Genomic DNA, 26342 nt, shown 5'->3' with positions numbered 1-26342 from the left:
AGCTTGTTTCTAATTTGTAAAGCGCTTTCTAAAATATTTTTTTCGATAAAAAAGCATTGAAAGCTTGATTTTTTTGATTATAATGAAAGCTAAGTCAGGAACTTGTTTGAATTTTATCAAGCGACTCTTAGAAACGTTTCACCAGAAAGGAGTTTTTTATGAATAAAGACAATAAAGAGACTATACCTTGGTGGCAATCAGCGGTTTTTTATCAAATCTATCCAAAGAGTTTTCAAGACAGCAATCATGACGGGATTGGTGATATCAACGGCATTGTCTCTCGCCTTCCCTACTTGCATCAACTGGGAATTGATGCGATTTGGCTATCACCGGTTTATTCCTCGCCTAACGTTGATAATGGTTATGATATTGACAACTATTATGCAATTTTAAATGAATTTGGAACAATGGCGGATGTTGAACAGTTAATTACCAAAGCGAAGTCTTTTGGAATCCGAATCATTATGGATTTAGTTGTTAATCATACATCTGATCAACATTCTTGGTTTTTGGAAGCAGAAAAAGGAAATAAAAAATATCAGGATTATTATATTTGGCAAAAAGAACCACCCAATACTTTGCAGTCCTTTTTTGGCGGAACGGCCTGGACATTTAACGAAAAACAAAATCGGTATTATTTGCATTTATTTTCCAAACATCAACCAGATTTAAATTGGGAGAATCCCAATATGCGAAAAGAGATTTGGGAAATGATGCGCTTTTGGATTGATAAAGGGATCGGTGGCTTTCGATTAGATGTTATTGATTTGATTGGAAAGCAACCTGAAAAAGAAGTACTCGGTAACGGACCAAACTTACACACATACCTCCAAGAAATGTATCATGAAGTCTTAAAAGAAACTGACCTAGTGACTATTGGCGAAGCAGGAAGTGTGACTCCTGAAACTGCACCGTTATATACGGCACCAGAAAGAAACGAACTTTCAATGGTCTTTCAATTTCAACATATGGCATTAGATGAGCAAACTGGGCACTCAAAGTGGGCACTTAAAAAGTTAAGTGTTGCTGAACTAAAAAAGGTGCTTTCAAAATGGCAAACTGCCCTACCTGAAAATGCTTGGAATAGTTTATTTTGGAGCAATCACGATCAGCCTCGCATTTTATCTCGTTGGGGAGACTTAAACTATCCATTAGAGAGCGGGAAAATGTTAGCAATCCTGCTTCATTTGATGCGTGGGACCCCATTTATTTATCAAGGTGAAGAAATTGGTATGACGAATTTTCCGATTCATTCCGCCAAGCAGATTCAAGATATCGAAAGTCTAAATTTTTATCATAGTCAACAAGAAGCGGGGATTGCGAAAGAAAAAATTTTTGAAGCGATCAATACCAAAGGTCGTGACAATGCACGTACACCTATGCAATGGGACGATTCGCTCTTTGGGGGATTCTCAACTGTTTCTCCTTGGTACCCAATCAATCCAAATCACGAGCAAATCAATGTCGAAGCAAATTTGAATCATCCTAATTCACTTTTCTTTACTTATCAAAAGCTGATTGCTTTACGAAAAAAATACCCAATTATTATTTGGGGAAACTATGAGTTATTAGATACTCCCCCTACAATTTTTGCCTATAAAAGAAATTACGAACACGAGACTTGGTTAGTCTGCGCAAATTTTTCAGATCAAAAGACTTTCTATTCCTTTTCTGAAAAACCAGAAACGACAATTATCAGTAATTACGATGCCACTTATTCAACACTTGACCAACTTAACTTACGTCCATACGAAACTTTTGTTGTAAAACTTACACCTTGACTACTCTGCTATTTTTCTATTTACGATTTTAGTAACTAGAAAAATAGCAGTTTTTATTTATAGCAAAATTATTTCAAAAGTAACCGCTAACTTAAATTTCATTTTGTCATTTTAATTTCCTGATTAATTCTTTAATTACTAGTTACAATATAGTAAACTTATTTAATAAGATGGTTATTTTAAGATTAACTTTAATTCAACTTGTTTATCACTAATACAAACTGGTACTTTTTCGCATAAAATCAAGGAAATATAACGTTTTTTATTTACGCAAAGATCGAACTAGAGCGCACTAGAAATAGTTTTTTGCCCCTTTTTTGCCCCTTCCGTCTCAGAAAATCAACTTTACAATAAGAACGTTTGTTCGTATAATATTTTCGAGGTGATCTTATGTTTGCAATTGATGGAGTCTATCTGTGGTTCAACTATGACCCAACACATAAATTCGTTAAAGACTTGTACAAATTTTGGAGTACTGAAATCATATTTGAAGCTATCGAAGATAGATTGCTAATCAATTTATATTATAGTCAAAAAAAATACATTAAGATTTCGGCATCTAAGAGTAGAATTGGCAAGTCAATCTATTTTTTATTTAATGTTAAAACAGATGTCCCCGATGTTCGCCAAAAACATCGACGTTATGACTATATAAATTATACTTTCGTTGATCCAGAAAGGTATATAGATTAAAATAAGTTACCTAAAAAGGACAAATACAAATTTTATTATCTTATTCATAGTAAGAAGATAATTTTAAGATTGCGAAATACGATACTATTTGTAATCTATAGTATCAGTCCTATAAAATAAACATCTAATTAATTACTCTAAATCCTAATTATAAGCCTTTTTTCTCACTTTTTTTCAAAAATATGGTATGCTTCTTAGTGAATTCAAATATAAAAGAGTTTAAAGCGTAAAACACTTATGGGGAAGTGGTTTGGGGTGCGCTTTAAACTCTTCTTTATTATTATCTCACAGCATGCTTAAAAGGTCTATAGATTAAGTTATGTAAAAAAGTGCCTCTTTAAACGTCCTAAAATCCAAACAAGGATAGCATAATATACACTATCGTTGATCCAGAAAACAGGTAAATAAATTTTGCAAAAGCAATAAGTTAAAAACATTACAAAAAAGACAAGGATATCACATCAAGAAAAAATGTTTTGAAAATATCTTTGCCTTTTTGTATTATATCTATATTAAATAATCAATCACAACACATTAACTAATTTATATATTTAATTTGTTGTTTTTCTATAATTGGATAACTAATTAACTTATGACTATCTAAGTCTTCTTTATTCATATCAATTGCAGTAATTTGACTGTCTTCATATGTTCGATAATAATATATTCCTTTGTCAACATTGCAACAAGAAGAATAAATTGTATATTCATATTTTCCATCACCAACATCACACAAACCTTTTTGTTGTTCTACTGAACCTAAGATATGGAAAAATTGACTAATACTTTCTGACTCTGAATCTCCAGATACAGAATTCAGCTTCGTAAAAGTCGCTTTAACAAAACGAGATACTGAGGATAAATCTCCAGGCAAGCCTATCCCTCCCATACCGCGGCTATAGGCATTCAAACTTATTTGATTTGAAAAATTATTTTTAGGAGTTTCACTCGATAAGACACGATAATTGTTTAAATTAAATAATTGATAGTCAAATGAAGGATTATTGGTAAGAACGCCCACAGGGTTATCATATATATGAAGTCCATCTTTCATACTTTCAATGACAATTGATTTTTCTTTATCAGCTAATAGCCAATGTAAAGGGGATAAAGGAAGTTCATCACTATAATTTATATTTGCTAAATTGATATTTTTTAACAATTTTTTAGCTTCTCCTACTGTTGAGCATTGTCCTAAAATCCAAGGAATAAATTCAAAAGGAGATACATTGTCTTTCCCTTCTTGTATTTCTTTATAATCAGCATACCCAGAAAAATTTAGCCCAGCCATACTCAATCCTTTTTCATTTGTCGCATCGTAATAAAGAGGGTAGTCATCTATACCAGCGGCAATACCAATCATTGCATAATGAGTATCCAAATCATTTACCTTTCGAAAATTCAACTTATAATTTCTTGGAGTAACAGTGACTACTTCATTGTAAGATATTTCATAATCAAAATTCCTTCCAAAATAATGATCACTTGTTACATAAGTAATAGACGTACACATAGTTTATTCCTCCTAAATATTGTTCTGTCCACGTTCATTTTACTCCAAAGTTTTCCTCATTTCAAAAGAAAATCACAGAATACACGAAGAAGCGTTTCTATTTGTATAAACTATATCAAAGTTCTATACTTAAATTATCAAATAAAAAGGACGTGAAGATAAATGTCAAATTTAGAAAACAAAGAAGAAAAAGTTGTAAACAAAATTGTTTCTGTTGTCAATAAACTGGATAAAGAGTTAGACGAACTTGATACGTTATCTGAAAATCCAGAAAAAAAACATAACCTAAAAAAATGGTTAGTTGAACGAAAGGCTATTCATGAAATTAAAAAAGTTCTTCATGAAGCTGATAAATATGAAAAATATGATGAAAAAGAACTTGATAAAGAATTTAAAGAAATCAATGACTTATTACTATAATTGATTTATACGACTCATTTTTGAGTCGTCAGACTGCAAACAACACTCTAAATTTAGGAGTTTGTCTACAGTCTGAATAAATTTTAAATTTATTGTCCATAATGTTATTATGAATTTATAGCATTAAGAAAAGAGATAAGACTTTACATTTTTTTAGGAATGTAAAGTCTTATCTCTTTTCTTAATTGTACAATTAGTACTATCTGCACTACTTTATAATTAAATAAATTTTTAGTTATTAACTTGATTAAAATCAGAGATAATATCATTTAATTCAGTTTGAAGGGTTGTAACGATTAAATGGAAATTTTCTTCATCTGTTTTATTATATGGGGATGTTTTCGTTATATATAACAACTTTTCTTTTTCAATTTTCATTAATAACTCTGTCGAAGTCTGTACTTTATCTTGATAATTAAATGCAGACATCCCACTTTGTATAATTGTAATTATTGCTGAAGCAATTGAAACAATCAATAGTAAAGACCTGTGTTCGGAAGCCTGATCAATTAATATTGGGATACTAGCTGATAAGACTATTTTTATAATATTTCCGATAGCAATTACTCTATTATAAAATCGAATTTCTTTTTTTAATCTATCGATTGTAGAATCAATAGATTCGATAAACGCTTTTTGATCCATCATTTTCTCTCCAATCATTTTATTAAAATCATTAACAAAAATATTATAATAGGATTTAAGTAAGTTCTAACTAATCACACATAAAAATAAAAAAACATTTGTATTTTATCAAAGTTTTATTATACTTGTCAATTTGTGTACATCCTAAAATATAAGCTATTTGTTTACTTCTGTAGAATATATACTTTGTTGTTAGATAAGTTGTACATGTTTATAGAATCTAAATAATAAATTTTTATGTACCGCCCCTCAAAGAGGGGGGAATTTTTTATCGTTGTGGAATATTTAAATACCAACGCTTGTCATGAAAATCTTGTGCTCCACCCTTAGTATTTCCTTCTGGATCGTTTGTCGCACGCATCATGACGTATACTTTCTTATTAGGGAAATCACGCATATTGAAAGATACATGATAGCCAACTTTAAATAACTTTTACACAACTATATGGCGACTATCGCTACCTGCCAATAAGTGGGAGCAAAAATTATCTAGGAGGAAAAAATGAAAAAGAAAAATGGGGTAACTTGGTTTCTTGCAGGGATTGGGATGGTTTTATTCTTTCAATCAATAATTAATATGGAGGCAACTGCCTCGATTACATTGGGTACCTTACTCTTTGCATTCGTTGGTTGGCAACTAAAACAAACACAAAGAGTTCAATACAAGAAATGGCTTTTGCCAATAATCTTTTCCCTTTCACTGATTCTTGGTGCCTGTGGAACTGGTTCGGCTATAACTACAGAAAGCACTAGTAGTTCGACCAACATAACCAAGTCATCAAAAACAAGTGAATCATCAACTAAAGATACTACTGAGATTTCAAAAGAAAAAGCTAAGAAAAAAGAACTAGAAAATTTAACAAAACAGGCACAACAAGAAGTTGAAAAAGCGGAAAAAGAACCAACCAGAGATCAACTAAACATTGCGTTGACAGCGATTGGAAAAATCCCTGGTGGAAGCAGTGCATTAACTGAACGAACAAATAAAGTTGAACAAACCATCGTTACTGCGGAAAAAAAGGCAGCAGAAGAAAAACGCGTCGCTGAGGAAAAGGCCGCTGAAGCCAAACGAATTGCTGAAGAACAGCGAGTCGCCGAAGAAAAAGCTGCGGCTGAAGCTAAACGTGTCGCTGAAGAGCAGGCTGCAGCTGAAGCTAAGCGGATCGCCGATGAACAAGCAGAACAAGCTAGAGTCGCTGCGGAACAAGCCGCCGCTGCGCAAGCTGCAGCCCAGCAAAATCAAAACCAACAAATGGTTTATATTGCTCCGGATTCTGGTCGAAAATATCACTATAATCCCAATTGTCGTGGGCTAAATAACGCAAATTCGGTTGTAAGTATTCCATTGTCCGAGGCACAAGGTTCGTATGGTTTATGCGGCTTTGAGGACTAGCAACGAAAATAAATTAAACCACGCATAAAATGCGTGGTTTTTTTACATGCTTTGCGAAAAAATGACTAAAGTCCCTAATAAAAAAATCCTAGGAATTTTTTCATCCTAGGATTTTTTTTAATTGCTTCCATTATGAGCCTATCTGATAACAAAATCACTCTTATCTTTACTCAAATTATTCATTCAAAAACGTGGTAATCGCATCTTGGTTCATTTGATTATCAATGACTAAGACACTTCCTGCATACTCACTGTTACCATAATCCCAAGAGCCGTCAACTGGTACGCTTAGTCGATCGATGCCAGTTGCACCACGAGCAATTGAAAGCAGATGAGTAGCTATAAATGTTGCGGTGACGTCTGTCGAAGTATACCCAATTGCTTTTCCAGCCGCATAAGGTGCTCGAAGTAAGTTAATTGGATTTTTTAGTTGACTGAAAATTGCATTCATCACCTGTTGCTGACGTCTAACACGACCAAAGTCCCCTTCCTCATCCATTCGAAAACGAGCATATTGCAATAAGACATGGCCATCCATTTTTTGGACCCCTTTCTTGATATCGACACCATCAAGATTCAGGTCTTTCTCAGCATCTAGCTTCACACCGAACATAAATAACGCATCAATTACTTTTTCAAACGACTGAAAATCAACTTTTGCGTAATACTGACACTCGATTCCAAAGTTTTCTGCTAACGTCTGCCGGACTAGCTCTGCACCGCCATAGGCATAAGCAGAATTGATTTTGTTTTGCCCGACACCAGGAATGTTAACAAAGCTATCACGCATAAAGGAAACGAGCTTCGGTTTGTGCGCTGGACCTCGTAGCTGCAAAACCATAATTGTGTCTGCCCGACCAGCGTCTTCTCCCCTTGTATCACTTCCCAAAATCAAAATGTTTTTTGCTCCGTTTTCTGACTGAACACCATTAAAGGTCTCAACTGGTGCATTAGCTAAACTACTGTCATGCTCAGCCATAAATTTTCCTACAAAAAAAGAAATACCTGAATAAAGTAGAATAAGAATGAAAAGACCAAAAAGCATTTTCTTCCATGAACGTTTTTTTCGTCCTTTTGGTGGTGGCTGTGGTGATTTCTTTTTCCGAAAAAATTTCTTTTTCTCAGTTGTTTGCTGATTCAATTGCTCATATTCATTGTATTCATCAAATGGTCGATTCAATTGGTTGTTTGATGAATCAAAATCATTCGAAAATGACTGATTGCTTTGATTTTGTTCTACATGTTGATCTGATTCTCGCTGAATATCCTGTTTTCGTTGACGGCGAGCGAAGAGATTATCTGTATTATTTTTTAAGGATTTCCCTTTGTTTTTTTTATTGTGACGGTCCATCCGACTCATCGCATTTCCTCCTAATTACCTAGTGATAGTTCAAGGATACGTTACCTATCGATAAAAAGCATGCTACTTAAGTCCAATTTAATAAAAAATAACGATTTTTTATTTGAAATACTATTTTTTTTCAGTCAATTTCGTAAAAAAGTAGGACAAAACAAACTTCTTGTTTTCCCCCACTCTTCTTTGCCAATTTACCAATAGTCATTCGAGATGCTTTCTTAACAGCGTGCTAAAATTTCTGTCACGATTTGTTGTGGCGATTTGTTCGTCGTCTCAATTTGAAACGTGGCTACTTCTTGATAAAATGCTTTTCTAGTCTGATATAGTTCTGAGAATTCAGCAACTGTCTTCTGTCGTGCCAAAGGTCTCACATTTTTTTCGTCATGAATAACTCTTTGATACAGCTCAGCAATTGATGCTTCTAAAAAAATAACATTTCCACCATTTTTTAGCAATGTTCGATTTCTTTGATTTAAAATAATGCCACCACCAGTAGAAATCACTTGTGCTTTTGAAACAGTCAATTGTTCTTGAAGCAGCTTTGTCTCAGCTTGACGAAAGTGTGATTCGCCATATTTTTCAAAATATTGTGTAATCGTAGTCGCATATTTCTGTTCGAACAATTCATCTAAATCGACTAAAGAAACAGCAAGTTTTTCTGCTAAGAGTGTGCCAATCGTGGTTTTTCCCGACCCCATAAAACCAACAAGTATAATCGAATTATTCATTTGATGTACCTTGGACTAATTTAGCTAAATCACCAAAGAACTGAGGATATGAAATGGCTACCGCTTCTGCTTCCGCTAGTTCTATTTCGCCAGTTTCGACTAACAAAGCAGCAATTTGTAACATCATACCAATCCGATGATCGTTATGGCTGGAAACTTGTTGTTTTTTTTGGAAAACTCGAAGTGGTGTTGGTCCCTCAATGATTAGCCCATCTTCTGTCGCTTGGATTTTTGCACCCAATTTTGTTAATTCTGTCGCCACTGCATCAATTCGATTGGTTTCTTTCACTTTTAATTCTTCGGCATCATAAATTCGGGTTGTTCCTTTTGCTTGGGTAGCAAGTAACGCAATCACAGGTAGTTCATCAATCAGTCGCGGAATGATTGCCCCTCCGATTTCGATGCCTTGAAGTTCAGATGTTTTCACCTGAATCGTTGCTGATTGGTTAACAGAATCTTCTTCCGTTAGCTTGATTTGACCATTCATCTGTTTAACTACATCTAAAATGCCAGTTCGAGTTGGGTTAATACCGACATTTTTTAGTGTAATTTCACTTTCTGGACACAACAAACCTGCAACAATAAAAAACGCAGCTGAAGAAATATCACCGGGAATATTTACTTCACAGCCGGTTAATTTTTGTGGTCCAACAAGTGTGATTTCTTTTCCTGACTGCTGAATTCGCCCACCAAACTGTTGGATCATTTCTTCTGTATGATTTCTAGAAGGTGTTTTTTCAATAATTGTTGTCGTACCTTCTGCCTGTAAGCTTCCAAATAAAATAGCTGATTTCACTTGAGCACTTGCAACAGGCATTTCATATGTGATTGGTATTAATTGATTTGTTTGATCGATTTTGAGAGGTAACAAACCTTTCTCCGTCGCCCCAGTTATTCGAGCATTCATTTGAGTCAGCGGATCAATGATTCGGTTCATTGGTCGTTTGCTTAACGAAGCATCTCCAATTAACGTTGACGAGAAGGCCGCACCAGCTAAAATTCCTGAAACGAGCCGAACCGTTGTTCCTGAATTCCCACAATCTAGCGGACTACTACTTGGACGTAATCCTTCAATCCCTTTTCCATTGATACGAATAGTTTGGTCTATCTCCTCAGTGATCTCGACACCTAAGTTTCGGAATAGCTGTAACGTTGAAAGGCAGTCTTGTGCCCGCAAAAAATTATGAATAACAGTTTCTCCATAACTGATTGCACCAAACATAACACTTCGATGAGAAATTGATTTATCTGCAGGTACTTGTAAAGTGCCTCGGAGCTTCGTCTGATTTGTCAGTAATTTCATCTTTTGTCCCACTTCCTAACATAGCTGAAATAATAGCTAAACTATTTGTTGCCGTTAAAACTGAGCAATTCGATCGCGATACAAGTCAACAGCTTCTTTTAATTCCCCACAAGTGTCCGCAGAAAATTTTGTTAAAAATGCTTTAGCTATCTCTGTTGCCACGACGCTTTCGCAAATAACGCTTGCTGCAGGAACAGCTGTCGTGTCAGAACGTTCAACACTTGCTCGGTATGCTTCTTTTGATTGAATATCAACACTTTGTAACGGACGATATAAAGTTGGAATTGGCTTCATTACTCCTTGTACGATAATCGTTTCACCATTGGTCATGCCACCTTCGAAACCACCTAAGTTATCAGACTGCCGAGTAAATCCACGCGTTTCATCCCAAGTGATTTCATCCATGACTTTTGATCCAGGCAAGTTTGCCATAGTAAAACCTAAGCCAAACTGGACACCTTTAAAAGCATTGATACTCATCACTGCTTGGGCGATTTTCGCATCTAGTTTTTCATCCCAATGGACATAGCTTCCCAACCCAGCTGGAACATTTGCTACTAGCACTTCGACTACGCCACCCAAAGTATCTCCCGCTTTTTTCGTCTGATCAATCAACTCTTTCATCGCAGCTTCAACTTTAGGATCAACTACACGTAATTCGGAATTTTCAGAGCGATGTTTGATTTCTTCTACTGTCAAGTTATCCGGTAGTTCACCTCTCAAACCTCCAAGGGCTAATACGTGCCCAGCAACCGAAACGTCCAGTTCCTTAAGCAATTGTTTACAAACGGCTCCAATCGCTACTCGTATTGCCGTTTCACGCGCGGATGATCGTTCCAAAACATTTCTTAAATCGCGGTGACCATACTTCATCCCCCCAACAAGATCTGCATGTCCTGGTCGAGGTCTAGTCACTTGTCGCAGGGGTGCATCTTTCTCAGAAACTTGTTCAGGCGACATCACAGTTTGCCAGTTTTTCCAGTCTTTATTCTCAATAACTAATGTTACTGGGGAACCTAGTGTATAGCCATGACGAACACCCGAAGTAATTTTTACTCGATCCTTTTCGATTTTCATTCTGCCACCACGACCATAACCGACCTGACGTCTTGCTAGTTCAAGATTGATTTCATCAACAGATAAGAAAAGACCTGCTGGCAATCCTTCGATAATCGCGGTTAATTCTAATCCATGCGATTCTCCGGCTGTCAAAAAGCGCATCTCATTTCTCCTCCTTCTTCAAATAATCCATTAATTCATTTAAGGGGGTCGGCAAAATAGTTGCTTCACCAATTTTATTGAGCACAATTAATTTCACTCGATTTCCTCGTGCTTTTTTATCGTGAGTGATAGCTTCAAATAATGCACGCTCTTGCCATTCAGTTGTTTCTTCAGGAAGTTCAAATTTCCGCACCATTTCACGTAAACTTTCCGTTGTTCCTGTTTCCGTTAAACCCTTTTTTTCCGCGACGTTGGTTAATTGAATCATTCCGATTGCAACAGCTTCTCCATGGGTAATCTTTCCATAACCGGCAGTTTTTTCAACAGCATGACCGATTGTATGGCCAAAATTAAGAATTAGTCGTTGCCCATTATCAAATTCATCTGCTTCAACTACTGTTTTTTTTATAGCTAAACACGCTTCAATTATTTGTTCAGATTGCTGAACTATTTCCTCTCGTCCATTTATATTCACTAAGGTTTCCCATAAATTTTTGTCAGCAATTGCAGCATATTTGATTACTTCTGCTAATCCTTCACTGACTCTTCTTGGTGTTAACGTAAGTAACGTATCCGGATCAATCAATACCCCTTCAGGTTGCCAAAATGCACCAATGATGTTTTTGGCATACGAGGTATTCACTGCTGTTTTTCCACCAATACTACTGTCTACTTGAGCAAGTAAAGTCGTCGGGATTTGTAAAAAATGAATACCACGCATAAACGTTGCTGCAACAAAACCTGCTAGATCACCAATTACGCCACCACCTAAAGCAATGATGCCATCACTTCTAGTAAATTGTTTTTCTGTTAGTAACTGAAACAACTTTTCTGCTTGCTGCAATGATTTGCTTGCTTCGCCCGGCTCAATCACAGCTTTGATTACCATGTAGCCTGCATTAGTTAATTGGTCACTCACTGTTTGAGCATAAAGTGAATCAACATTTTTATCAGTTATCAAACAAATTTTTTGTGGGGACCACAAAGCGTTCACCCATTGACCGATTCTCGATAATGCACCTTTTTCAATAATGATTTCATAAGAATGTTGTGGTAGCTCTACTTGAATACTCATGTTCACACCTGCATTTCCTTTGTCATTAGCTATTTAATTCACGAATTTCTTTCATTGCTTTTTCTAAAATATGCACTTCTTCCATCATCTTCAGATACGTTTTTTCATTCAAAGACTGCGGGCCATCTGACCAAGCATTAACCGGATCGGGGTGGATTTCAACAATCATGCCATCGGCACCTGCAGCAACACCAGCACGAGCCATCGGCGGAACCAAATCCCAAACTCCAGTCCCATGGCTTGGATCAACAATGATTGGGAAATGACTAAGCTTTTTAATCAAAGGAACGGCACTTAAATCAAACGTATTTCGAGTTGCCGTTTCATACGTTCGAATACCTCTTTCAATAAAAATAATCTGATTATTATTTTGAACAGCAATATATTCTGCAGCATTTAGCCATTCATTAATCGTTCCAGCAATCCCTCGTTTTAATCCAATTGGCATGCCTGTTTTTCCAACCGCTTCAAGTAAACGGAAATTTTGCATATTTCGTGCGCCAATTTGTAAAATATCACTATAATGTGCCACCATTTCAATGTGGGCTTCATCCATTACCTCAGTGATGACCTGCATATTAAGTTCGTCTGCCGCTTGGCGAATGTATTTCAATCCTTCTTCTTCCAACCCTTGGAAAGCATAAGGTGAAGTTCTTGGCTTGAATGCACCACCACGCAAGATTTTCGCACCACCAGCTTTAGCCATCCGAGCTGTTTCGCGAATTTGATCTAAGCCCTCAATGGAACATGGGCCCGCCATTGTGACAAACGAACCATCACCGATTTTGACGCCGTTAATATCCACAACTGTATCTTGTGGATGAAACTCACGCGAGGTTAGTTTGTACGTATTTGTAATACGAACAATTTCTTCTACTCCGTCGTATCGTTGAAAGGCAACATCCTGAATTTTTCTAGTATCACCAACTAAGCCAACGATTTGTTGCTCATTTCCACGATTCATTTGAACAGCTAAGCCTTCTTCTTTTACACGATTCACGACTTGTGAAATTTGTTCATCTGTTGCATTTTGTTTCATAATAATAATCATTTCTTTTTCCCCTTTATTCAAATAAATCTTTCATGATATCAAGTGGCATTTCGTGATTCGTCCATAAATGAAAAGCCGTTGCACCTTGATATAATAGCATACCTAAACCATTAAAGGCAGGCGCACCTATTTTTTCTGCCTCTTTTAGTAATTGTGTTTTTCTTGGTGAATAAATTAAATCAATCACAAATAAGTTTTCATGTAAAAAGGTAGCTTTTGCTAACGGCGATTGTCCTTCTTTTGTACCCATGCCAATATCTGTTGCATTCACTAATAGTTCACTCGTCTGCAAGTCACGTACGAGTTGTTCCTCATCTGCATAATCAACCACTCGTACGATTGAATCAGTCTGTTCTCCAATTTTTTCAAAGTCACGTTTCACCGTTAAAAATCGTTCATTTTTTCTTTTATATAAAACAACTTCTCTAGCACCTTCAAGAGCAGCCTGGACAGTGATTGCTTTAGCCGCACCACCAGCACCGAGAATAGTTATTTTTTTGTCTTTTATCTTAATTTTTGCGGTTTCTGCCATTGCTTTCACAAAACCAATACCATCTGTATTATAGCCGATCAGTTTTCCATTTTGATTCACGATCGTGTTGATTGCACCAATCAACTGTGCTTCTTGACTTAGTTCATCGACATAAGCGATAGCCGTCGTTTTGTTAGGCATTGACAAATTCACACCTAACATATCCAATGTGCGAATACTTTCAATTGCTCGTGCCAGATTTGTTTGATCTACTTCAAAAGCTAAATATACCGCATCAACACCACAAGCTTGAAACCCACGATTATGCATCCGTGGTGATAAACTATGTTCCGCTGGATTTGCAAAAAAACCTGCAAGTTTTGTTTTCCCAGAAATCACGCTTTGTCCTCCTTGATTGTCCAAAGTAATACTATTTTGTTTATTTATCTTGTCATGAAATATAAAAAAACCACCTAGTGTTTTCGTACTAAACAAAAAGTACAGTAAACGACTACGTGGCAAGATGTCTTGAACTATTCACAAAACGTAAAGCATCTCATGAAACTTATTTAATTTTCACTCAAAGTATAACCTCACGAAACGCCTAAACTGTCTTAGATTGTACTAAGTATAGGACGAATGAAAGGAGCTTGTCAATTCCTTTTTCATTCTACTTCGCCAGCTAAAAAGAGGTAAGGATAGATAGAAGTCCTTACCTCTTTCTTTTGATTGTATCCGATTCAATCAGAAGAAAACGTCCACAAGTTGGAGACACGACTCAATGTTGCGCAAACATTGGCGAAGACATTCACAACACTCTTGCTTGGTTCTCAATACTACTCATTTTTTTACCTTTTTTAATCAAGAACTTCCTCAAAAAATTGTAACAAATCACTCATTGATAAGTTTTGTTTTTCTTGTGCATTCAAATCTTGAACAATTCGTCCCTTTTGTAAAACAATCAATCGGTTTCCATAATTTAATGCATCTTCCATTCGATGAGTAATCATCAAACAAGTTAATTTTTGTTCCGTGATTCGGCGGTTGGTTAGTTCCATTAATGATTTCGCTGTTTTAGGATCTAAAGCCGCTGTGTGTTCGTCTAACAGCAATAGTTCTGGTACTCGAATCGTTGCCATCAATAAACTTAATGCTTGGCGCTGTCCGCCAGAAAGTTCACCTGCTGGCGTATCTAAATGTGTTTCCAATCCATTTCCGACTTCTTGACATAATTGGTAGAAAAATTCTTTTTGTTTTTTTAAATTTCTCAGGTGTAAAGGACGCTTTTGTCCACGTTTTTGTGCTAACAATAAATTTTCAGCAACAGTCATTCGCGGCGCTGTTCCCATTTTAGGATCTTGAAACACACGTGCCAGAAACGCTGCACGTTTTTCTTCGGAATCTTTCGTAATCACTCGATCTTTAAACAAAATACTGCCTTGAGAAAGTTGCAGTGTCCCCGCAATTGTATTGAATAGCGTGCTTTTACCTGCCCCATTTCCGCCTAAGACAGTAATAAAATCTCCTTCATTGATTGAGAGGTTGATATCTTCAAGTAAAACTTTATTTTCATTCAGTCCATTATTCACAACTTTTTTTCCATTTTGGATGGTTAAGATTGCTGTCATTTATTTTGCCTCCTTCTCAAAGCCCGTTTTTAGATTCAGCGCTTTTTTCACTTGCGGAATCATCAAACAAAACGCAAGAATGATTGCTGAGAATAGTTTCAAGTAAGTTGTATCAAAACCTAATTTAATAACGATCAAAATCAATAATTGATAAATAATACTACCAACAACAATAGCAATCAACCGTTCCGCCAATGTTAACTCTTGAAAAATCACTTCGCCAATAATGATCGAAGCAAGACCTATAACGATTACACCAATTCCCTTATTTACATCTGCATAACCATCATTTTGAGCAATTAATGCACCAGAAAGAGCTATCACCCCATTTGATAACGTTAACCCCAAAATTTTCATTCGATCTGTTTTAATTCCCAAAGAACGTGCCATCGTTTCATTATCCCCTGTTGCAATGTATCCTTGACCTAAATCTGTATTGAAGAAAAACAACAGAATAGAAATAATCACACCTAACGCAATTAAACCTAACAAAACTGTATCAAAATAATTTGGTAGTTGAAGTCTTTGAAAACTATCTTGTAAAATGGGACGATTCAATAAAGAAAGGTTAGGTGTTTTCATCACATATAGAATCACTGAATTCAAACCAGACATTACTAGAATTCCAGCAAGGATAACGGGAATCTTTCCTTTTGTATAAAGCAAACCAGTTACCAAGCCGGCTACCATTCCTGCTCCTACTCCTAAAAGTGTAGCAAAAATCGGTGCTACCCCATTCGTAATCGCAGTCACACAAACGGCTGCACCCAACGGAAATGACCCTTCTGTTGTCATATCAGGAAAATCAAGAATTCGATAAGTCATAAAAATGCCCAAACCCAAAATGGCCCAAAGCATTCCTTGTGAAATAGATGAGACGATCATTTGTCTTCCTCCTTTGAACTTTCAGTTGATTTTGTTGACTCCTGTGTCACACTTTTAGCCTTTTCTTTTACCTCTTCAGGAATCGTGACACCTAAGCGAGCTGCTTGCTCTTGATTGATGATAATATCACCTTTATCAAAGGTATAAACAGGTGTCGTAGCTGCTTCATTTTTTCCTAGTGCAAGTTTTGCAGCCATTTTGCCACTTTGAACACCTAATTGGTATTGATTGATCCCAATTGTTGCCAGACCACCTTGTTCAACCATTGTATCAACTGATGGAATAACAGGAATTTGTTCTTTGTTTGCTTCCTTGATAACTGTTTGCATCGCATTGGCAATCGTGTTGTCCAAAGGAATATAGATCACATCAACAGATTGACTCATGACTTGAACTGTTTGTGCAATTTCATTTGTTGAAGGTACTGCATATTTTGTCACTGTCAAACCAGCTTCTTTTGCAGCAGCTTCCGCTTGCGCAACTTGATATTTAGAATTATCTTCCGATGACGCATAAAGAATTCCGATTCTTTTGGCTTGTGGTAGTAAGGTTGTAGCTAATTGGATTTGAGCACTGACAGGCGGCTGATCAGAAACACCGGTCACATTTTTTCCCGGCTTATCTAAGGACTCAACTAATCCTGCCCCAACTGGATCTGTTACAGCGCCTAGCACCACTGGAATCTCACTTGTAGTATTTGCTAATGCTTGTGCTGCAGGTGTTGCGATTCCAATCAGCGCCGCTGAGTTTGATTGAACAAGTTGTTGGCTCATCGTCGCTAATTTGCTTTGATCGGCTTGACCATTTTGAAAGTTTATTTTAAGATTTTTTCCTTCAACCAATCCTTCTTCTTTCAACCCATCCTTGATTCCGCGATAAATTTCATCTAATGCTGGATGACTGACATATTGTAAAACACCGATTTCTTTTACTTCCGTTGTTGCTGGAGCTGCACTTTTCGTCTCAGCCATTTTTTCGTAAACGAAACTACCAATCAAGTAGATTCCCAGTAGCGCTACGACCGCTATCAATCGTTTATTTTTCATTTTTTCCTCCTGTTAATAACTAGTTATTTTTGCTATGAACGATAACAATGTTTTAATAAATTGTTTTATATTAAGCAAACCCAACAAAAAAGGACAATTCCTTTTACGGTATTGTCCTTAGTGCACAAAAAACCGCATAGAAGTCTCTATGCGGTAGTCAAATTTCTTGTCTAGCATAGATACAAACTTTAGATTGTTCTCTAAAAAGTCGTATCTATGGGAAAGTTCGCCATCAATACAACTCATCTACGCCAGTTATGCCATGCTTTATTGTTTCCTAGTAAAGTTTGGTTTGATAAGTTCATTGTGGTTCACCCTTTCGTCAAATAATTGATTTAAGTCTAATCGAATTTTTTTTATTCGTCAATAGAAATATTTGCATTGTGCAAATTATTGTGTTGAGTCTGTTGTCATTTCAAGTTCAAGTTTTTTAATATTTGCTAATGGAAGGCGATTCAACTCCGGTACTAATTCTTTTGAAACATCCGTGATTCCTTCCTTACCGATAACGACTCGGTTCGTCTCCTTACCGCCATCAAAAAAAATAAATGTGATTTGTTCCCTGTTGATCCCGTACTCTTTTTCTTCCTCAGCAACGTCATAAATGAGAGGATAAAAATAAATTTGACGATTCAACTCTTCCATTTTCTTTGAATCATTAAAAATAGACAAGACTTGTTCATAGGTTTCACCTTTTGGCACGCAAAACATGACTGATATCGCTTTGCTATCAGCAATTGTTTGCTTGGCATTACTGTAATCAAACCCTTTGACTTTATCAGAGGTGATCGTTGAATACACCAAACTATCTACTTGATCTGCTTTGATTTTTTCAGGTAAAAAAATCATTGAGCCTGCTAACAACAGTGATAAAAAAAGTAAGCCACCTGCACGCCAAAAATATTTGATTGGATTTTCAGCAAACGCGTCACCAAATTGCGTCCAGCTTTCTTGGATTTTTTCTTTTATTTCTCCCCAAATAATAAACACCTCGCTTTTTCCTCCGATGTTGTTTGTTCATTTTCTTTATTATACCTATAAATTAGCACTTTGACGAAAAAAATTGCGTCTCCCTCAGAAATTTTTACTATTTATGCAAAATATAGATTCTTTTCACTGATGAATCACTAGAAACTTGTACGTAAATAGACTAGCGCTTTACTGGCATTACGCCACTATTGGTTTTTATACTTGTTTTTCGTTATAATGAAACTAATTACGAAAAGAAAAGAGGAAGCATTATGTCCTTTGACGGTGTTTTTACCCACGCAATGGTTAGTGAGTTGCGTGATACCTTATTATCTGGTCGAATTTCCAAAATTCACCAACCTTATGAAAATGAAATTATTTTAGTTATTCGCTCGCGCGGAGCCAATCATCGTTTGTTATTATCCGCTCATCCTAGCTATGCGCGAATTCAGATTACGCAAATTGATTATCAGAATCCTGACACCCCCCCTAACTTTGTAATGATGCTAAGAAAACATCTGGATGGTGCTTTGTTAGAAAAAATCGAACAAGTTGAAAATGACCGTGTCATTCATTTTCATTTTACAAAACGAGATGAGCTGGGCGACTTACAAAATATTGTTTTGATTGTTGAACTGATGGGTCGTCATAGCACAATTGTACTGGTCAATCGGGAAAGCGGAAAAATCTTAGATGCAATCAAACACATCGGAAGCTCTCAAAATACTTATCGGTCGCTGATTCCTGGTGTTACGTATGTTGCTCCACCAAAACAAGAACAATTAAATCCATTTTCAGCAGAAAAAGAAAAAATCTTTCAACGTCTTTCCCAATTAGAACTGACACCAAAAATTTTACAGCAAAATTTCCAAGGTCTTGGTTTTGATACAGCACAAGAATTAACAAGTCGCTTGACAGAACAACCTAATGAAAAAATGGCTGTTTGGGAAAACTTTTTCCATGAGTTGAATGATAAACTTTCCCCTACGCTTTATGAAGCAAAAAATAAAGACTTCTTTACCCCCATTTCCTATCAATCAATTGCGAAAACTGCTGATCAAATAACAAACTACTCAACCTTGAGCACATTGCTTGACGGTTTTTATCATGACAAAGCAGAGAAAGACCGTGCCAAACAGCAAGGTAGCGAATTGATTCGAAAAATGGAAAACGAGCGTAAACGAAATCAAAATAAATTAAAAAAACGAAAACAAACACTAAAAGATTCTGAAAATGCTGAAGATTTTCGTCGCAATGGCGAACTGTTGACCACTTTTATGACTCAAGTCCCACGTGGTGCAACAGAAGTCACTTTACCGAATTACTACGAAGCAGATCAACCTCTGACCATTAAGCTTGATCCTGCATTAACACCTAACCAAAACGCACAGAAGTATTTCCACCGTTATCAAAAGCTAAAGAATGCCGTTAAACTAATTGGCCAACAAATCCAAGAAGCCAAAGACGAAATTCAGTATCTCGATTCTGTCTTAGCTCAACTTGAAATTGCAGGTCCAATGGATATTGAAGCAATCAAAGAAGAATTAACTGATCAAGGGTACTTTAAAAAGAAATCTGCTAAAAAACAAAAGAAAAAGAAACCTTCTCAACCAGATGTTTACTTTGCTGAAGACGGTACTCAAATTCTGGTAGGAAAAAATAATTTACAAAATGATTTACTAACAATGAAAACTGCGAAAAAATCAGATTACTGGCTCCATGCAAAAAACATCCCAGGTTCACACGTGATTATCAAAAGTAACGAGCCATCTGATGAGACGATTACTCAAGCAGCAGAATTAGCTGCTTACTTCTCAAAATATCGTCATTCAGCGCAAGTTCCTGTAGATTTGGTTCAAGTAAAACATATTCGTAAACCCAATGGCTCCAAACCTGGATTCGTTATTTATGAAAATCAGAAAACGATTATCGTGACCCCTGTTGAAGAAATAATTTTACAAATGAAAAAACAATAAGAGTTAATCAATCATTGTCATGTCTTTAACCGATTCATGATAATTGCGAAAAGAACAACTTTTTCAAAACAAAAAAGGTGCCTTCAAATTTCCTATTTGGGAAATTGATGGCACCTTTTTACTTATGTGCTAGGTTCATATGGTCTGTAAGCACAACTTGCTACACCAAGTATCGCATCTTGAAGAAACAGATGCATACGATGCTTGTTTTCGTCACAATGAACCTAAAAAATAGCTATATGTTAGTAGCAGATGTTCTCGCTTGTTTTTTATAAAAATAGACAAAAGAAGCTGACTATCTACTTATTCCCTTTAAGACCTATTTTCATTGCAATATCTTTACTTTTTAAACATCTTATACATGTTTTATAAAATCGGTTTAAATCTCAAATTCATAGTGGATGAAGATTTTGATAGTTCAGTTTGCTCTTTAACGGATCCCTCAAAGTCTATTGTCTTTATTTCGTTAAAGCCTAGAACTCCTAACGATTCTGATTTTTGTAATCCTTTCTCATTTTCATAAAGGACAATTTTTTTATTATTCGAAATGAGATTCAGGGCTAACTCTTTTCCTTTTAAATTCTCGTCGGCAGCAAACTGTTCAACCTTGACTTCGACAGATACAGTTGAATTGTTTTCCATTTTGTAAACAGGTGAGATGATTTTTTCTTCGTCTGAACCAAAATTCATTTTTGTTGGTATTGTTAGGTTGATTTCCGAAGTATCAATTTCGTTAACAATTCCCCCAGGAACCTCGATTGAAGCTTCTGGAATATCTTGCTCGACTGAACTTTCATTTGTTGCTTTTCCTGTTACTTTAACTACTGGATTTTGATTCAACGCAGCATCTGTCACTTTTACTTTTACTTGATAAGTAAAAGTTTTACCAGGTGCTAGCTCATCAATACTCACATTTTGTTCACTTCGTGTCACGACTTCCAATCCCTCTGGTAACTCAATTGAAAGATTTCCCGACTTAAGTGACGCAACGGAGCTATTATTCGTTAGCGTGTAAACATAAAGTAATTCATCACCAACATTGGTTTCTTCCTCACTTCTTGACAGGTTTTCAACAGTTAGATCTGCAGCCAGCGTTAACTTCGGTGCTTTGACGATAAATGGTACCGTGTGGCTATATGCAAATGTTTTTCCGCTCTTCAACGTTTCGACAACACTGATTACAGCCATACTTCCACCAAGTTTAGATGTATCTGGATACATTTCGAATTCTTTCACTGACAGTTCATTATAGTTTTCTGTCGAAAGAAATTCATTGATTCGTTGATCCAGTTCTGCTTCTGTCGTCCCTTGTTCAATTTCTTGCACTTGTGGTTTCAACCAATTAACGTGTAATAAAGAATAACCATTTGGTGTCAATTCATAGAAAGCCTCCGTCTGTCCTTCAGCTTCTTTCACTAACACTTCATTTCGACTCGTATATGTTTCTGCCCCATTAAGTTGTAAAGTTGGTTTATCTCTATGTGCAGCTGAGGCTGATAGCACGTCACCGTATTGGGCACCGCTTGCTTGTAATTGCTGGTTCCAGTTATCTGACAAATTTTCAGGCGTTTGGTACACAGTATTTGTTTGTAAGGAACAAACTAGTTCCGTCATTGAACCACGATAAATATTGACTAATGGGCGTAGTGTTAATTTGGTTTTTGGTGTTCCTGGTGTTGCGCTCAATTTGGGCATACCACCCTCATCCAGCAAACTAAGACCAATATTCGGGTCGCTTCCTATGACAATGCTATTCTCATAGAGTACAGTGTAGTCAACTTTGACATCTACAGAAACTTGATAAGTTGGGCTTGTGACACGAACAGTTGCTTGATGCTGGCCAACAGTTGTCCCGCTAATTGGTTCACCAACCCATTCAAATGTTAATTGATTTGCTGATTCAGGACTGGCAGTCACATCAACATAATCTTTAGCTGCGCCAGATAACGTTGTCCCTAAAGGAATGTCAGCAATCGTTTTTCCAACTGCCGACAAATTAACCAACACATTGAAAGTCACTTCATACTCATAATTTAATTTTACATCAGCGATTGTTTCTTCCACTAAGACTTTCCCTGTGGTTTTTCCTGCTTGTGAACGATCTGGATATTGCGTGATTTGGGTCACTTTCAAGCCATTCCCGTTCATTCCAAGAAAATCAATCAAATCACCTGCTTGTTTATCTAACTCCGCATTGGTGGTTTTGGTCGTGATTGTTGTTTCTTTTGCTTCCAACCGATTCAAACGATACGGGATAAAACCATCAGCCGTTACTGCAAAATAAACGCTTCCTTCATCCATGTCTGAATATTGAGTATTGCTACCATTCTTAATGTAAGAATTTCGCCATTGTTCCTTATGCCATATTTGGACGACATCTCCCAGTTGAACATACTGCTGTGCGTTCGTTCCAAAGCTACTGACTACCTTATCAGTAGTAACCTCACCGTTGAAGCCCATATAATACGTGCTACTTAATTGGTCAATTCTTCCGGTTCCTCTTAGTAACGCGATTGACTGATATGTTGCTCCTTTACGATACTCATGGATACCGTTACTTCTATAATTTTTGTTTTCTCCATAGCTGGAGCGAATATAATAAGAGTTGCCTACTCTGTGAAGGGTATACGCACCACTTGTTCCATTATCATAGCCTCGAAGTCGAATGGTATTTCCCCACGACATTTTGATTGGCACTTGTAAATAAGTCACCGTACCATTTGACTTACGGGTGATTTTCACACTAATTTTGTCCGTAACCGTCATATTATCGAAACTAGGAACTGAGGTAATCTCCGCCGTGTACTCAGAAGCATTGATTGCCGATCCATCTTCGAGACGTACATTGGTAAACATCTTTGAGACGTCAGGTATCTCTCCTGACCATGTTCCAAGCTCGATCGTTTGTTCAACCACATCTGCCCAGATTTGTCGATCATCTGTTACATTAAAGGTCACTTCATATTCGTAGTTTAGCTTGACTCCGCCAATGGTTTCCTCGACTAAAACTTTACCTGTCGATTTTCCTGGCTTCGATCTGTCTGGGTATTGCGTAATCTTAGAAACTTTCAGTCCATTTCCATTCATTCCAAGAAAATCAAGCAAATCGTCTTTTTTCTGATCCAGCTCTTCATTCGTTGTGCTCATTAAAATCGTTGACTCTTTGACTTCTAATTGATTTAAGCGATAAGGAACAAAACCATCAGCAGTGATTGCGAAATACGTGCTGTCTTCGTCCTTAGTTGAGTACGCAATTTTTTTCTCATCTTTCGTATAGAAATTTCGTTTTTGTTCTCTATGCCAGATTTTGACGACATCACCTAGTTGAACAGATTGTTGCCCATCTGTTCCAAAATCTTCTACCACATCTCTGGCAGTATTAGTACCTTTTGTTTCTTTGTAGTAGATGTTACTCAACTGATCGATGTTGCCCAATCCTCTTAACAAAGTAATTGAGTGATAAGGTGTACTAAGATAACTATTGTCCACGCCTGTACCACGATAGAAATCGGTTTCCCCATAATTCGAACGGATATAGTAAGAGCCATCTTTCTGACGCAAGGTATATGCACCTGCGGTATAATCACTTAACCCTCGAAGCTGGATGGTACTCGCCCATTTCATCTTGATTGGCACCCATAATGTAGTTGATTGGTTATTGGATTTTCGTGTCAGTGAAAGTTGAATATGGCTTTCTGATGCCTCCATTGAATCAAACTTGGGAGCTGCGACAATATATGCCTCTACGTCAGAAGCATCAATAGCTGATCCATCATCCAATGTTACATTTTTGTACATTTTGGTGATATCAAGCTCTGCTTGCTGTGTCACCAAAATAATCTCTTGTTCGATAGCTTCTGCAATAATTGTCCTATCATCTTTTGATTCAGCATACTTATTGGCAGAGTCATTGGTAGAGTCAACTTCCATATTATTTTCATTTTCAGTTGACTGTCCTTCAGAAGATGTAGCAGAGTGTGAAGTATCTTCGTTTTCTACTTGATTACTTTCTTCGTTCAAGCTGACTTTTTCTTGACTTTGGATTGCCTCTGTTGTTTCTTCAGACTCTATTTGGTCCTCACCTGATTTAACTGGTACAGGTTCTTCTTCAGTTTGAATTGGTTCTAGACTTTTATTTTTTTCTTGTGCCCATACTGCTGAACTGCCGGCATTGATGATTTGAGAAAAATTTCCGAACAGAACCGAGCCTAGCATGAAACAAATAATTATTTTAGATTTATTTTTCATCTTCTATCTCCCCAGTTCTTCACCACCATTCCTAACTATGAAATCTCTTCCGTTAGCTGACATACAGAACGCCATCAATAGTCGATTGATTAATCTGTTTTTCCTCATCAAAAATCGTATAGATAATCATTACTTCATGACTACCTTCCGACAAACTTTTTTTCAGCTTTACTTCAGATAGTTGGCGATTTGTGGGAATCAAACCAGATTTATATAGTTGTTCATTCCCCTCTTTCAATAAGTACTCCACTTGAATACTGTACGCATTTGTTGGCTTATTTTTCACTGCAAGTTGGGCAACATTCGTTTCTTTAGAGACTGAAATCTCATGCTTCAAGTTAATATTGATCTTGTCTTTATCTACTTCTGACTGCATGAATTTCAACATCTGTTCATCGCTCATCACTTCAAGACCTGTTTCTAACTCAGGCAACCCACTAATTACTCTGGGCTCCGTAAAAAAACGATTCTTCAGAAAGTATGCTGTCATACCTGATGCTAAAAGGAGGATTACTAAAAATAGTAAGACAATTAATTTTCTTTTCCTTTTTTGTTCTTCTTGATTATTGATATTATCCATATGTAACGCTCCTTACTCGTGAATAAAAGAGAGAAAAAAATCTTTCACCTCTTTAATTACGTTTCCTCATAAAGGACTCTTACAACAGTATGCTTACTTGATAGCAGTAAAATGTAGACCCATTTGATATTCGGGACGTAATGCAGCATCACCACTTGCTGGAAAATAACTTGGATCAACAGAACCTACGAATGTAAATGTATCAACTGCATCTGTTCCAAGTGAAGTTAAATAGGTTTTCTTAGACAACATTTGACCTGTCTTTTTGTGTAATGCAACTTCAGCACCATTGGAAGCTTTTATTGACAAATCTTGCTTAACATCCACTGCATTTTTTGAAGCAAAATTAGCCACCGCAATACTCAACTTAGTTGTAGTCGAATTATTTTCAATTTTATAGATTGGTGAAATAATACTAGCCGTCGGTGCACCCTGGCCATCTACGCTATTAGCGTATAAAACTTTTGTAGGAATCGTAACATTAATAGTTGATGGATCTTCAGGATCAGTTGGTGACCCTGGATCTGTTTCATCCCACTCACCAATCCAACCATTTACAGCTACATCTCCAGTTTCGACACCGTCGACAACTTGTGGTGTATCACTAGGATCAATATCTCCACTAGTCCATGCACTTACATTTGTTGGTGCAAAAGCAACTACTCCTCCAAGAATCAAAGTACTTACTAACAACTTTTTAATCATTCTAAATCGCCTCTTTCCTCTTTTCTTTAGAACCTTCTTTACTATTTCAGTTACATAACAGTTAGCTTGGTTAAGTAGTCGTTCTTTCATCGATCTTTGTCTATAAATAAAAGAAACGCGTAAATAGAATTAAGCCTCCTATTTTAAAAATGTCACATAACAAATAACAAGTAGGTTCAATAAAAATTCTATCATCTTATCTGACAATTGAGACAATACAAATCAGGTAGAGCGGTAGACTAAAATTGTATATGCAACTACTACAAATAAATATTTTTCTCATTTTATGGAAAAATGATACTTGGAAAACAAGCTGAATCAATCAAAAAGTATGCTTTTTTGACTAGACGATTCCTAAAGAAAAGAAGTACTATTGTATTATGAGATAACATTAAATAAAACAAGTATATGAGTTAATCCATCTTTTTACTTTGAAGATGTTCTTAAAGAAATGTTTTTCTATAAAATATACACGGTATAATCAGTCTGATAAATAAGCTAAATTAATAACGATAATGATACAAAAAATCAATTGACCTGTAACAACCATTTTTCACAGTTCAATATTCAATAAAAGAGCATTATTTATAGGTTTCTATCTCACCGTAAAAACGATAGATATCTTTAGACATCGTTCTTCTCTTATCAAATAG

At 36.3% G+C, this 26342-nt stretch carries 21 protein-coding genes and 1 pseudogene; 5 read left to right on the top strand and 17 right to left on the bottom strand.

Annotated features, from left to right (window positions below):
* Nucleotides 1-158 precede the first annotated feature (158 nt).
* The gene (locus AB3I20_RS00600; RefSeq protein ID WP_368026804.1) at nt 159-1781 is read left to right on the top strand and encodes an alpha-glucosidase; all 1623 of its coding nucleotides are present in this window, start codon (nt 159-161) and stop codon (nt 1779-1781) included.
* A gap of 390 nt (nt 1782-2171) precedes the next feature.
* Nucleotides 2172-2474: a DUF5960 family protein gene (locus AB3I20_RS00595; RefSeq protein ID WP_271027236.1), complete on the top strand. Its 303-nt coding sequence runs from the start codon at nt 2172-2174 to the stop codon at nt 2472-2474.
* A 538-nt stretch (nt 2475-3012) separates the two neighbouring features.
* Here AB3I20_RS00595 and bsh read toward each other — a convergent pair.
* Nucleotides 3013-3987 carry a choloylglycine hydrolase gene (gene bsh / locus AB3I20_RS00590; RefSeq protein WP_067482195.1) on the bottom strand — a complete coding sequence of 325 codons (975 nt, stop codon included), beginning with the start codon at nt 3985-3987 and terminating at the stop codon, nt 3013-3015.
* Between the two features lie 162 nt (nt 3988-4149).
* Between bsh and AB3I20_RS00585 the strand changes: the two genes are divergently transcribed.
* Nucleotides 4150-4407 (top strand): hypothetical protein, encoded by a 258-nt coding sequence (locus AB3I20_RS00585; protein ID WP_002295273.1) that lies wholly within the window; start codon nt 4150-4152, stop codon nt 4405-4407.
* Nucleotides 4408-4638: 231 nt separating this feature from the next.
* On the opposite strand, the gene AB3I20_RS00580 is transcribed toward AB3I20_RS00585, so the two are convergent.
* A complete protein-coding gene (locus AB3I20_RS00580; RefSeq protein ID WP_172843727.1) occupies nt 4639-5070 on the bottom strand; it encodes a DUF4231 domain-containing protein in 432 nt (143 codons plus the stop codon).
* A 250-nt stretch (nt 5071-5320) separates the two neighbouring features.
* Nucleotides 5321-5473, bottom strand: a pseudogene (locus tag AB3I20_RS00575) (N-acetylmuramoyl-L-alanine amidase); the annotation flags it as partial.
* Between the two features lie 81 nt (nt 5474-5554).
* Between AB3I20_RS00575 and AB3I20_RS00570 the strand changes: the two are divergent.
* Entirely contained in the window at nt 5555-6445 is an 891-nt protein-coding gene (locus AB3I20_RS00570; RefSeq protein WP_368026803.1) for a hypothetical protein, read from the top strand.
* 175 nt (nt 6446-6620) lie between these two features.
* Here the strand turns inward: AB3I20_RS00570 and AB3I20_RS00565 are convergent, their stop codons facing one another.
* From AB3I20_RS00565 to AB3I20_RS00515, 11 genes are all read right to left on the bottom strand, one after another.
* Complete coding sequence (locus tag AB3I20_RS00565) at nt 6621-7805, bottom strand: LCP family protein (RefSeq protein ID WP_095803671.1); 1185 nt, start codon at nt 7803-7805, stop codon at nt 6621-6623.
* 215 nt (nt 7806-8020) lie between these two features.
* Nucleotides 8021-8530, bottom strand: coding sequence for a shikimate kinase (locus AB3I20_RS00560; protein ID WP_067482203.1), 510 nt, complete (start codon nt 8528-8530; stop codon nt 8021-8023).
* Nucleotides 8523-9833 (bottom strand): 3-phosphoshikimate 1-carboxyvinyltransferase, encoded by a 1311-nt coding sequence (gene aroA, locus AB3I20_RS00555; RefSeq protein ID WP_071868422.1) that lies wholly within the window; start codon nt 9831-9833, stop codon nt 8523-8525. The genes AB3I20_RS00560 and aroA overlap by 8 nt, the downstream gene beginning before the upstream one ends.
* Nucleotides 9834-9887: 54 nt before the next feature.
* Nucleotides 9888-11054: a chorismate synthase gene (aroC, locus tag AB3I20_RS00550; protein WP_270345416.1), complete on the bottom strand. Its 1167-nt coding sequence runs from the start codon at nt 11052-11054 to the stop codon at nt 9888-9890.
* Nucleotide 11055: 1 nt separating this feature from the next.
* Complete coding sequence (gene aroB, locus AB3I20_RS00545; RefSeq protein ID WP_368026802.1) at nt 11056-12129, bottom strand: 3-dehydroquinate synthase; 1074 nt, start codon at nt 12127-12129, stop codon at nt 11056-11058.
* Between the two features lie 25 nt (nt 12130-12154).
* The gene (gene aroF, locus AB3I20_RS00540; RefSeq protein WP_368026801.1) at nt 12155-13180 is read right to left on the bottom strand and encodes a 3-deoxy-7-phosphoheptulonate synthase; all 1026 of its coding nucleotides are present in this window, start codon (nt 13178-13180) and stop codon (nt 12155-12157) included.
* 13 nt (nt 13181-13193) lie between these two features.
* Nucleotides 13194-14051 carry a shikimate dehydrogenase gene (locus tag AB3I20_RS00535; protein ID WP_067482213.1) on the bottom strand — a complete coding sequence of 286 codons (858 nt, stop codon included), beginning with the start codon at nt 14049-14051 and terminating at the stop codon, nt 13194-13196.
* 458 nt (nt 14052-14509) lie between these two features.
* The gene (locus AB3I20_RS00530) at nt 14510-15280 is read right to left on the bottom strand and encodes an ABC transporter ATP-binding protein (RefSeq protein ID WP_067482215.1); all 771 of its coding nucleotides are present in this window, start codon (nt 15278-15280) and stop codon (nt 14510-14512) included.
* Entirely contained in the window at nt 15281-16165 is an 885-nt protein-coding gene (locus AB3I20_RS00525; protein ID WP_067482217.1) for an ABC transporter permease, read from the bottom strand. It abuts the gene before it with no gap.
* On the bottom strand, nt 16162-17211 hold the full coding sequence (gene trpX / locus AB3I20_RS00520) for a tryptophan ABC transporter substrate-binding protein (protein WP_368026799.1): 1050 nt from the start codon (nt 17209-17211) through the stop codon (nt 16162-16164). The genes AB3I20_RS00525 and trpX overlap by 4 nt, the downstream gene beginning before the upstream one ends.
* Nucleotides 17212-17601: 390 nt before the next feature.
* Nucleotides 17602-18201 carry a hypothetical protein gene (locus AB3I20_RS00515; RefSeq protein WP_075491476.1) on the bottom strand — a complete coding sequence of 200 codons (600 nt, stop codon included), beginning with the start codon at nt 18199-18201 and terminating at the stop codon, nt 17602-17604.
* A gap of 251 nt (nt 18202-18452) precedes the next feature.
* Between AB3I20_RS00515 and efbA the strand changes: the two genes are divergently transcribed.
* Nucleotides 18453-20156, top strand: a complete 1704-nt coding sequence (gene efbA, locus AB3I20_RS00510) for a fibronectin-binding protein EfbA (protein WP_368026798.1) — start codon at nt 18453-18455, stop codon at nt 20154-20156.
* A gap of 366 nt (nt 20157-20522) precedes the next feature.
* On the opposite strand, the gene AB3I20_RS00505 is transcribed toward efbA, so the two are convergent.
* From AB3I20_RS00505 to AB3I20_RS00495, 3 genes are all read right to left on the bottom strand, one after another.
* Complete coding sequence (locus tag AB3I20_RS00505; RefSeq protein WP_368026797.1) at nt 20523-24404, bottom strand: hypothetical protein; 3882 nt, start codon at nt 24402-24404, stop codon at nt 20523-20525.
* A gap of 52 nt (nt 24405-24456) precedes the next feature.
* Nucleotides 24457-24984: a hypothetical protein gene (locus AB3I20_RS00500; RefSeq protein WP_368026796.1), complete on the bottom strand. Its 528-nt coding sequence runs from the start codon at nt 24982-24984 to the stop codon at nt 24457-24459.
* 93 nt (nt 24985-25077) lie between these two features.
* Nucleotides 25078-25689 carry a hypothetical protein gene (locus AB3I20_RS00495; protein ID WP_067482229.1) on the bottom strand — a complete coding sequence of 204 codons (612 nt, stop codon included), beginning with the start codon at nt 25687-25689 and terminating at the stop codon, nt 25078-25080.
* Nucleotides 25690-26342 lie beyond the last annotated feature (653 nt).

This window comes from Enterococcus sp. C50 (assembly GCF_040887505.1).
GTDB classification, from domain to species: domain Bacteria; phylum Bacillota; class Bacilli; order Lactobacillales; family Enterococcaceae; genus Enterococcus_B; species Enterococcus_B thailandicus.
The sequence above is the reverse complement of the archived record's forward strand: the minus strand, read 5'-3'. Positions and strand labels throughout refer to the sequence as shown.